This is a genomic window from Niabella hirudinis, from assembly GCF_051201075.1.
Lineage (GTDB): Bacteria > Bacteroidota > Bacteroidia > Chitinophagales > Chitinophagaceae > Niabella > Niabella hirudinis.
In genome coordinates this window covers 77,284-87,661 of sequence record NZ_JBPEHJ010000010.1, presented here as the reverse complement: position 1 = coordinate 87,661, position 10,378 = coordinate 77,284, and the positions used below count along the sequence as shown (strand labels likewise).

Genomic DNA, 10,378 nt, shown 5'->3' with positions numbered 1-10,378 from the left:
AATGAAAAAAGGTTGCTTCTGCCTGTTATGCCTGCTGTTCTTTTGCCTGTCCCCGGCAGCGCAGAAGAACGCAGTGATCCGGGAGTTGAAAAAGAGTTATATAACGTATCCTTTTTCGGATCCGAACCCGATCCCTTCCTTTGGTAAAATATATCCTTATTTCCGGTTTGACGGTTTTACAGCAACCCCGGTTCATAAGGAATGGAAAGTGGTGGAACTGGAGAACGATTTTATCCGGGTGGCAATATTCCCTGAGATCGGGGGAAAGGTATGGTCGGCTTATGATAAAGTACATAAGCGCTATTTCCTGTATAATAACAGCGTGGTAAAGTTCAGGGATATTGCCATGCGCGGCCCCTGGACAAGCGGCGGAGTTGAGTTTAACTATGGGGTCATTGGCCATACTCCCAATACCGCAACGCCCGTTGATTATCAGTTGCGCACCGGTGCAGATGGCAGTGTGAGTTGTGTCATCGGCTGTCTGGAGATGCTCACCCGCACCCGGTGGAATGTGGAGATAAAGCTGGAAAAGGATAAAGCCTTCTTTACAACCCATTCCTCATGGTTTAATGCAACGGCTACGGAGCAGCCCTATTACCAGTGGTCCAACGCAGCGGTTTATGCCAAAAATGATCTGCAGCTGATCTACCCGGGCACCGCGGCTATCGGGCATTCCGGGGAAGTGATCCGGTGGCCCTATGATTCTGTTACCGGAAAAGATGTTTCACAGTGGAAGGAAAATAATTACGGCGGCGCCAGGTCTTTACATATAATCAATAGTGGCAAACCCTATTTCGGAGCGCACTGGAAGGATGAGGATTTTGGAATGCTGCACTATATTGCCGGTGATGAAAAGCTGGGACGGAAAATGTTTTCCTGGGCCCTGAGTGATCAGGGGGATATCTGGAAGGAACTGCTGACCGATAATGACGGGCAGTATGTGGAAATGCAGAACGGCCGGTTGTTTAATCAGAACTCGATCCCCAGCAGCCTTACACCATTTAAGCAAACACAGTTCGTTCCCTATGGTACCGATCAATGGACGGAGTACTGGTACCCCTTTGGGGGAACCGGCGGTGTTACGGATGCCAATGAAGCCGGTGTAGCGGCAATCAGCGGCGCACAGCTCCGGATTTCACCTCTGAGTTTTATAAAAGATACCCTGTATGTACGCGATCAGAAGGGGAATATATTGTATGCCCAATGGGCAGTATTGCAACCCCTGGCCACAAAGAGTTTTCAAACCGGATTGTCGGCCGCACAGTGGAAACAGGCCACCATCCACCTGGGACCATATACCTGGACGGTGGATGATAAACCATTGCAGCGACCGCTTACAGCACCCGCCGGGTTTGACTGGAATACCGCGTATGGATTGTATGTGTATGCAAGAGATCTGACCGGGCTGAAGAACTATCCGGAGGCGGAATTAAAAGTACGGCAGGCTCTTGATAAAAATAAAAATTACGTGCCGGCCCTTGCATTACTGTCTCAGCTGCTTTATAACCGCATGCAGTACGATTCGGCTTTTGGTGTGGCCAAGCAGGCATTGAGCGTAGATACCTATGATGCTGCCTCCAATTATTATTATGCCCTGGCGGCGCTGAAAACGGGCCGGATCAATGATGCCATAGACGGGTTCAATGTAGCGGCCCTCACTTCCGGATTCAGGAGCGCTGCCTATACGGAACTGGGCAGGCTCTTTTTTGTACAGAAAGATTATGCCCGTTCATTGCAGTATGCAGAAAAATCGGTACTCAATAACCGGCAGAATGTGGAGGGGCTGCAGCTGCAGTACCTGGTTAATCGGATAACAGGAAAGGAGAACGCAGTAGTAAAAAAAATGATCACAGAGGTCGAGCCACTCAACCTGTTTCTGCTATTTGAAAAGTACCGCAGGGATCCATCGCCTGCTGCGGCAAAGATGCTGGCAGCACCTGTTCAAAATGAATTTCCTTACCAAACCTACCTGGAGCTGGCCATTTGGTACAATCAGCTGGGTTGTGTGGGAGAGGCAAAGCAGGTTTTAACAATAGCGCCGGACCATAATGAATTGCAGTATTGGCGGGCCTATCTGAACCGCGACCAGGCCGCGGGCACCACCTTGCTGAAACAGGCTTTGGCTGCGGATCCGGATTTTGTATTCCCATTCAGAGAGGAGACAAAACCGGTGTTTGATTGGGTGCTTACGCAAACAAAAAGCTGGAAGCCGGTTTACCTGCTTTCCTTATTGCAACTGGCGAAGAACAACCGGAATGAAGCCCGGTTGTTACTGAATGGTGTTGATGAGCCCATCGGTTTTGCACCGTTTTATATGGTGCGCGCATCACTGAATGAAGATACGGCCTTGCAGCGCCGCAACCTGGAGCAGGCCGACAAAGCCGGTAAAGGATGGCGGTACAAAAACTATCTCACACGCTATTACCTTGCTGCTGGTACATATAAGCGGGCGTTGCAGGTGATTGAACCGTATTGCCGGAAACATCAGGAAGATTATATCAACGGGATGCTGTATGTACGTACCCTTATGCGGAACGACCGTTATGCGGAGGCCAATAAAGTGCTGCAGGGCCTGAATATCCTGCCCTTTGAAGGTGCCGGGGAAGGGCGGAGACTTTATGAGGAAATAAAACTGGTGCTGGCGTTGGATGCCTTGCAGCAGAAAAAATATGCTGTATCGTTGGGGTATATCAAGGAAGCCGCATTATGGCCCCGGAATATAGGAGTGGGAAAACCTTATGAAAATCTCATTGATAGCCGGCTGGAACTGTTTTTTGAAGGATTGGTAAACATAGCTGGAAAACGGGGTAAGGAGGGCCAACGGTTGTTGCAGCAGGTGGCCGTATCGGACAAGCCCGCCGCATCTGTTAACGCCCTGGTGCAGGTGGCCGCACTTGTGGAGGTAAACAGGAAAACGGCCGCCGGTACCCTGTTTGAAAAATGGGCTGCTGCTCAAAAAGATGCTGACAGGGTACAATGGGGAAAGCGCTTTTTGAACGAGCCGTTGAACATTGCCCGGTTGGATATCGCGTTATATAAACAGCTGCTAAGGCAGATCACCGAAACAGAAGATAAACGGTTGTTTTAAATAGAACTACAATAACAGCATTTTTTATGATGCCTGATGAACCTCTTAAGATACGAAGACATCATTAACAAACGTAAACCCCATTTCCAGATTTTCAAATTAATGTGAAGGTTGCATTAATGGTCAAACCTTATACATCCTGTTTGCAGAATTAATATACTCCAGCGGGTCAAATGTTTTATCAAAGGACTCCTGCAAATCTTTCATTTTAATTTCCAGGTCTTTGATACGGCTTCCAAGCTGCGGATCTGCGCGGTACTTATCAAACAGCTCTTTATACTTTAACAGGTTTTGGCTAATGCGGAACGTAACCTGGCCAAACCGTTGTTTCAGCGATTGTACATCATTCATCTGCACATAAGCTGCCTGGCGCCATTCTTTTGGGTTACTCTTTTTTTCATTTGAAACAAACCGGGCTGCCTCATCCCTTACGCGCGTCAGGTATTGGTAACGCTGTTCGGCATCGTTTTGCCGGGAAAAATTATTATTAAAATCGGCCTGTGACACTTTAATGATACCCAGGTTTTCCTTTAGTGATTTGTCGTATTTTTTTTGAAGATCCTGAAGCTCGGTGGTGATGGCTTCCCATTCATTTTCGATCTGGCTATTGTCAAAATTAAACTGGCTGATCTTCATGGTGAGCGTCAGCATTTCCTCGCTTTTCGTTTTTAGCGCCTTTTCCTTTTTACCGATATTATCAATATAAGTGGTCATGCTTGAAAACAGCGCCGATGTGATAGGGCCTGTAACCGGCACCCCCTTGCTAAAGCCGCTGGCAAAACTTAAGAGGTTGCTGGTAACATTCAATACAGGGCTTTCCGTTTTCTTTTCTTTTACAAATGCGGCGTAGGAATTATACCATTTGGTATAACCATCGTAGTTCATAGGGTTGCCGGTTTCGCTCAAAGAGTTAAAGAATGCTTTTGTAGAATTAAAGAGCACCAGGGGTTTGATTTCCCGCTCCATGGAAATAAGATTGACCATCGCCGACTGGTAATTGGCTTGGAAGATGTTCAGCTCATTCTGTTCAATGGCTTTCTGCTTTTCTTCAACCGCCTGTACTCTTAATACCAGTTTATCCGCCTTTTCCCGCACATCCTTTGATTCATTGATCGACTTATCGAGTGCCGACATCCGCTGATCCAGCTGGGTTACGGTAGAATCAAAGGAGCGGGTTTTTGTAGTAAAATTTTTTTGAATATCATCCAGCACCTTGTCTCTCAGCGACTGGGCACCTGCTACTGATGGGTCCTGTGCCCGAACGGGAGCAAGGGTATAGAGGAAACCCACAAGGAGTACAATTTTTTTCATCACGTTCATTTATTGTTTTATAATAGCATCCTGCCGCTAAAAAACACAAATAACCAGCCAAAATGGCCATTGTGGAAGAAGCAGGCAGGCGAGCTTAAAATGGTGGATTTGAAAATCAGCGATTTAGAGGCGAAAGTACAAAAAAAAGAGGGAATCGGGAAACTTATGACAGGAGCGACTGGCGCAAAAGAAACTCCATTTGCCGGTTGTTTTCCTCCAGCTTTTCGGCCATTTGTTTTTTAGAGCGGTTGGCGGCATACAATGTCAATCCTTCCAATATGGTTTGTCTGAGGTGGGCTTCCTCCCAGGGCTTTTGTATATATTTAAAAACCCTGCCTTTATTGATGGCATCAACAATTGCGGTAATATCCGCGTAACCCGTAAGTAACATCCGGATGGTGTCCGGATGATCTTCTATAATTGATTCAAGAAATTCAATACCTGTGGTTTCCGGCATCCGCTGATCCGTGATGATCAGGTGGATTTCCTGTGTTTTTAATAATTGAAGAGCCTCGGCCACCCCCGTTGCTGTAAAAACAGTAAAATCTCTTCTGAAACAGGCTTTAAAAGAATTGAGGTTATGAATTTCGTCATCAACATACAAGACGTTTGAATACTGAAGACTTTGCTCCATAATTTATTTGGAATTAATATTTGTGTAAGTTTGTGTTTAGATGTTTAGATGCTTTTTATTTAACTTCAAAATTACTTAATATTTATGGAAAAAAATGCAACTGCTAATGATTCAGCATTGTTGCAGGCCTCTGATGGGGTTTATAAGCCCTTATTTTTTAGAATCTACAAGGAAGAGGATAGACAATTGTTCCTGAAATTGCAGGAAACTGTGAAGGATCTGGTTATTTATGATCAAATTTTAAGCCAGCTTCATGAATACGTAAAGATTTGTTATCTTACAAAGCTAAAGCCCGGTGACGATCTGCAGCCATTTGTAAACGGTTTGCTGGGCAACCGCACACAGGAAGAATATGGGGTTTGGGTATACTATCCCTGGTCAAAAAGACTGGTGCACCTGCTCGATGAGGAGGAGTTTGTGGCACTGCGGACAAGTCGCAATACCTATAAGATCACACCGGAGGAGCGCGAGCTTCTGCGGTCAAAGAAGATCGGGGTTATCGGGTTGTCGGTAGGGCAGTCCATTGCCATCACCCTGGCAATGGAACGGGTATGTGGTGCATTGCACCTGGCTGATTTTGATAAGATAGAACTCAGCAATATGAACCGGCTGAACGTTGGGGTGCAGGATATCGGGCTTAATAAGGCTGTTTTGGCGGCGCGGAAAATAGCAGAACTGGATCCCTTCCTGGATGTATTATGTTTTGAGGAAGGGATCACAGCACAAAATTTAGATGCTTTTTTTCTGGAGAACGGGAAAATTGATATTCTTGTGGAAGAATGTGATGGAATTGACGTGAAAATATCCAGCCGGCTGAAAGCCCGCGAGCTGGGTGTGCCGGTGGTAATGGATACCAACGACCGGGGCATGCTGGATATAGAACGGTTTGACCTGGAGCCGGGAAGAGCCATATTTCACGGCAGCATTGATGAAGGAATGAACACGGAAAAACTAAAAGGATTAACGAATGAGGAAAAAATTGTTATTCTGGGCAAGATATTTGATCTTTCAAAAATCTCTGGCAGGATGAAACATTCTCTTGGCGAAATGAACAAAACAATAAACGCGTGGCCGCAACTTGCATCCTCGGTTGTTTTGGGCGGGGCAATGGTTACAGATACCTGCAGGAGGATCCTGTTATCAGAAATACACCGTTCGGGCCGGTATTACATCGATTTTAATGATTTAATCAATTAAGAAACCAACCATTGGAAATTGTAATAAGAGCATTCAGAGCTACAACTGACCCTGTTACCTGTTTAAATTTTGTTGAGGGTCATCGTCGGCTGCTTGAATTACATTTTGGCATTGTTGCCATTACATCCAGTAACCAGGACTGGATGTATCATGACAATACATTCGTGATTGTGGCAGAAGATAAGGAACGGACCAAAGTGTATGGTGGCGCAAGAGTACAAATAGCAGATGGGAAGTTACTGCTGCCCATCGAAACAGCTATCAGCAAATATGATCCCTCTGTGCATGAAATGGCCAGCCAGCCCGGTGTTTCGGAAATTTGCGGATTATGGAACTCAACGGAGGTGGTGGGCTGGGGCATCGGCAGCTTTTTTATGAGCCGGGCCGGCGTGGCGGTAGCCTGTATGCTGAAGTCTGCAAAAGTTCTTTTTCTGGCGGCTCCCATTACCGTAAGAATGGGTAAAAGAATGGGCGCAGAAATTGAAACCTCGCTGGGCAACAATGGTAATTTCTTTTATCCAAAGGATGATTTTATCGCTACTGCTATGGCCATTAATGATTGCCCGGTTCTTTCAAAGGCTGATGAAAAAGAGCGGAACCGGATCCTTAGCATCGTTGAGCGCCCTGTACAGCGGGCACCGGAAGATGGTCCCAAAGGACAACTGATGATCGACTATCAACTGGATATAACGGGCTAATGTAATGTATAAGCTGATCACTATATTTCTTTTCTCGCTTTTCTTGATCCGTGCCCAGGGGCAACAGGTTACCAGTGTTGATGATAGTAAGAAAACATACCTGGTTACCCATACACAGATCGAATATCTGGAGGATCAAAGAGGCGAGTATAGCTTTCCGGCGGTGACCCGCCTGCCTTTCCAGTCCTACCGGGGCCAGGTTCCCAATTTCTTTATAAGCCACTCGGTATTCTGGTTAAGGGTCAGGATACGGAATAATACAGATTATCCCCGTTTATTGGTCGCACTCAGCCACCCTACTCTGGACGAAGTGGTGTTTTATGCTGTGAAAGGAGATGGAACCCTGATTGACTCGGCCGTGATTTCCGAAAAGGAACCGTTCGGCAGCCGGGCCAACAAGAACCAGAACTATCTGTTTAATCTTAACATGGCGAAGGGTAGCGAAGAGACTGTCTATGTTAAACTGTACGCGTCTGAACAGATACTGGTGCCTATAGAAGTGGGTATTATTAAATCGGTTCAGGAAAGGCTTGCGTTGAAAGACCTTGTTTTTGGCTTGTACACGGGGTTGATCCTGTCTATGTTTCTCTATAACTTTTTCCTGCTCTTTTCCACAAGAGATAAAAGTTATTTCTACTACGTGCTTTATGTGCTTTTTGTTGGGTTAAGCCAGGCTATGCTGCAGGGCTATTCCTTCCGGTTTTTGTGGCCCAATCATCCCGGTATCAACGGATATGCCAATGTACTGATCCCTTTCCTCAATGGCATTGCCGCCGCTGAGTTTATCCGGCATTTTCTGAATCTTAAACAGTTGTCGGCAAAACTCAACCGGCGCATGCTGATCATTGAACTGGCCTATTGCGTAGCTTTTGTGCTTTGTATTTTACAATTCCGGCAGGAAGCCCAGGTGGTGGTGCAATTTGTGGCTGCAGCGGGATCTGCCTATGTATTAGTTATGCTGAGCAACCTGAGCTACCGGAAAATAAGGGTTGCAAAATTTCTGTTGTTGGCTTGGACGGTTTTTTTGTGCAGCGTCATTATTTTCGTATTGAGGAATGCCGGTTTACTTCCTTATAATGATTTTACCTATTACGCCCTGCAGGTAGGGTCGGCGGCTGAGGCCATGTTGTTGTCCCTCGCCCTGGCAGATAAGATCAATACCTATCGCCGCGAAGAGGAGCTGGCCCGCAGGGAGGCATTGAGGATTTCCCTCGAAAACGAGCAGCTCATAAAAGAACAAAATATTGTCCTGGAAAAAGAAGTAAGTAACCGTACGGAACAGCTGCAGCATACCAACGAAGAGCTAAAGGAAGCAATGAGCCAGATCCAGCATACGCAGGCTAAACTGGTGGAAAATGAAAAAATGGCCTCATTAGGTCAGCTTACTGCCGGCATCGCCCATGAGATCAACAACCCCATTAATTTTGTGACTTCCAATATTCGCCCGTTGGAAGCAGATGTAACGGATCTGCAGCAGGTGATCCGGAAGTACGAGGCGCTGGACCTGGCGAAAGACCTGCCGCCACAGTTGGCCGATATTGAAAAGTATAAGACAGAAATCGACCTGGAATATGTGTACGAGGAAATAGGCATCCTGCTTTCGGGAATAAAAGAAGGAGCCAACCGCACCTCAGAAATTGTAAAAGGATTAAAGAGCTTTGCAAGAGTTGACGAAGCCAACTGGAAGCGGGTTGATATCAATGAAGGCATCGACTCCACCCTGCTATTGGTAAAAAATACATTTCCTCAGAATTTTCAGCTGGTCAAAGAACTCGGAAACCTGCCCCTGGCTGAATGTGAGCCGGGAAAGATTAACCAGGTAATCATGAACATCATTACCAATGCAGTTCAGGCCATAGAGGAGCGCATGAGGGAGGATGGAAACACCGGCCGGTTAACGATAAAAACCTGGGAGCAGGGAGGTACAATAAAAATAAGCATTGGCGATAACGGAAAGGGGATGACGGAAGAAGTGCGCAGCAAGATCTTTGATCCCTTCTTTACCACAAAGGATGTAGGAGCGGGTACCGGGCTGGGATTGTCCATTGTGCAGGGCATCATTGAAAAGCACAATGGCTCAATTCAGGTACTTACAGAACCGGGGAGCGGCACTACCTTTGTAATCAGTTTACCCGTTGGCTAAAATACAGAAGTGTATGTCCGAAATTAACGTTCTTTATGTAGATGATGAGCAACAGAACCTCAACTCTTTTAAAGCCGGCTTCCGGAGCAGGTACCGGATATTTACTGCCATTTCTGTAGCAGCTGCATTGGAGATACTGAGCCGTGAGGAAATTCATGTGATCATTTCCGATCAGCGGATGCCGGAGATAACCGGTGTTGAATTTTTTAAAATAACAAAGGTACAGTACCCCCATATCCCGCGGGTGCTGCTTACGGGGTATACTGATGTGGGAGTTTTGGCCGAAGCCGTAAACCAGGGCGATATTTACAGATATATTACCAAGCCCTGGAATGAACTGGAACTGCATAACAGCATACTCAATGCTTATGATCATTACAAAATAAATAGAGATCTTCGCGAAAAAATTGCCGAACTTCAAAAGGCCAATGATGGGTTGAACCGGTTTGTGTACAGTCTTTCGCATGAGCTGCGGGCGCCTATCGCCTCGGCCATCGGTATTCTTGACCTGGTAAAACTGGAGGGCAAAACCGGAGATTCCGGCGAATACTGGAAACTAATGGATGCCTGCGTGCAGAAACTGGATTACTATATTTCCCAAACCGTTCAGTTTTATAAAACGGCCCGCTTTAAGGTGGAGCATGAGCAAATCGGGTTTGAAGCCCTGGTGCATTCTCTCATCAGCCTGTACAGCACTTCCAATGGCAGTAAAGAGATCAGCTTTAAAGTGGAAGTAGATGAAGCCGAGGTGTTTTACGGCGATAAATTCCGTATCGAAATTGTTATTGCCAACCTGCTGTCCAATGCCATCAAGTGCCAGCGCCCGGAGGAGCCGGACAAAAAAATTGACATCCGGATCCACACGGATGCCAACGAGGCCTCAATTATTGTAGCAGACAACGGTGTGGGCATGGAGGAAGCGGAGCAGGCACGGATCTTTGATCCCTTTTTTAAAGGGACACAGCCCGGCGGTTTGGGACTGGGCCTGTATATTCTGCAGGAGGCCCTGGAAAAATTGAATGGGTCCGTAGCAGTGCATTCCAAAAAGGGTGAGGGCGCCCGTTTTGAGGTAAACATTCCCAACAGCCCGCAGCATAAGGAATAGGCGCAGGCGTATACATAACACGCTTATTACAAACTTCTTTTGCTGGCAGGTTTCAATCTCTATTGCGATTGTTGGGGATCCATAGCGCACTTCGCGTTAAAAAAAGAAATACAAAAAATGTTATGCACCCGCAGACGATGCCCCCTTGGAAAAGTTTAAATTTGAAGTCGCTTGGAAGGATGAACTCATTTAAAATAAATTT

General features: G+C 46.3%; 7 protein-coding genes. 5 read left to right on the top strand and 2 right to left on the bottom strand.

Annotated features, from left to right (window positions below):
• The first annotated feature begins 1 nt into the window (after nucleotide 1).
• Entirely contained in the window at nucleotides 2-3,088 is a 3,087-nt protein-coding gene (locus GGU45_RS17390; RefSeq protein WP_435226878.1) for a DUF5107 domain-containing protein, read from the top strand.
• Nucleotides 3,089-3,211: 123 nt separating this feature from the next.
• On the opposite strand, the gene GGU45_RS17385 is transcribed toward GGU45_RS17390, so the two are convergent.
• The gene (locus tag GGU45_RS17385; RefSeq protein ID WP_435226876.1) at nucleotides 3,212-4,399 is read right to left on the bottom strand and encodes a hypothetical protein; all 1,188 of its coding nucleotides are present in this window, start codon (nucleotides 4,397-4,399) and stop codon (nucleotides 3,212-3,214) included.
• A 163-nt stretch (nucleotides 4,400-4,562) separates the two neighbouring features.
• Nucleotides 4,563-5,033, bottom strand: a complete 471-nt coding sequence (locus GGU45_RS17380; RefSeq protein ID WP_435226875.1) for a response regulator — start codon at nucleotides 5,031-5,033, stop codon at nucleotides 4,563-4,565.
• A gap of 84 nt (nucleotides 5,034-5,117) precedes the next feature.
• Here GGU45_RS17380 and GGU45_RS17375 point away from each other — a divergent pair, with 84 nt between their 5' ends.
• From GGU45_RS17375 to GGU45_RS17360, 4 genes are read left to right on the top strand one after another with little or no spacing between them, the layout of a single operon-like run.
• The gene (locus tag GGU45_RS17375; RefSeq protein WP_435226873.1) at nucleotides 5,118-6,230 is read left to right on the top strand and encodes a ThiF family adenylyltransferase; all 1,113 of its coding nucleotides are present in this window, start codon (nucleotides 5,118-5,120) and stop codon (nucleotides 6,228-6,230) included.
• An 11-nt stretch (nucleotides 6,231-6,241) separates the two neighbouring features.
• On the top strand, nucleotides 6,242-6,928 hold the full coding sequence (locus GGU45_RS17370) for a hypothetical protein (protein WP_435226872.1): 687 nt from the start codon (nucleotides 6,242-6,244) through the stop codon (nucleotides 6,926-6,928).
• Nucleotides 6,929-6,932: 4 nt separating this feature from the next.
• Complete coding sequence (locus GGU45_RS17365; protein ID WP_435226871.1) at nucleotides 6,933-9,071, top strand: sensor histidine kinase; 2,139 nt, start codon at nucleotides 6,933-6,935, stop codon at nucleotides 9,069-9,071.
• A gap of 13 nt (nucleotides 9,072-9,084) precedes the next feature.
• On the top strand, nucleotides 9,085-10,176 hold the full coding sequence (locus GGU45_RS17360) for a hybrid sensor histidine kinase/response regulator (protein WP_435226870.1): 1,092 nt from the start codon (nucleotides 9,085-9,087) through the stop codon (nucleotides 10,174-10,176).
• Nucleotides 10,177-10,378: the final 202 nt, after the last annotated feature.

Coding starts and splice junctions, on each gene's coding strand:
- GGU45_RS17385 (WP_435226876.1), bottom strand. CDS start 4,399: ATGAAAAAAATTGTACTCCTTGTGGGTTTCCTCTATACCCTTGCTCCC.
- GGU45_RS17380 (WP_435226875.1), bottom strand. CDS start 5,033: ATGGAGCAAAGTCTTCAGTATTCAAACGTCTTGTATGTTGATGACGAA.
- GGU45_RS17375 (WP_435226873.1), top strand. CDS start 5,118: ATGGAAAAAAATGCAACTGCTAATGATTCAGCATTGTTGCAGGCCTCT.
- GGU45_RS17365 (WP_435226871.1), top strand. CDS start 6,933: ATGTATAAGCTGATCACTATATTTCTTTTCTCGCTTTTCTTGATCCGT.
- GGU45_RS17390 (WP_435226878.1), top strand. CDS start 2: ATGAAAAAAGGTTGCTTCTGCCTGTTATGCCTGCTGTTCTTTTGCCTG.
- GGU45_RS17360 (WP_435226870.1), top strand. CDS start 9,085: ATGTCCGAAATTAACGTTCTTTATGTAGATGATGAGCAACAGAACCTC.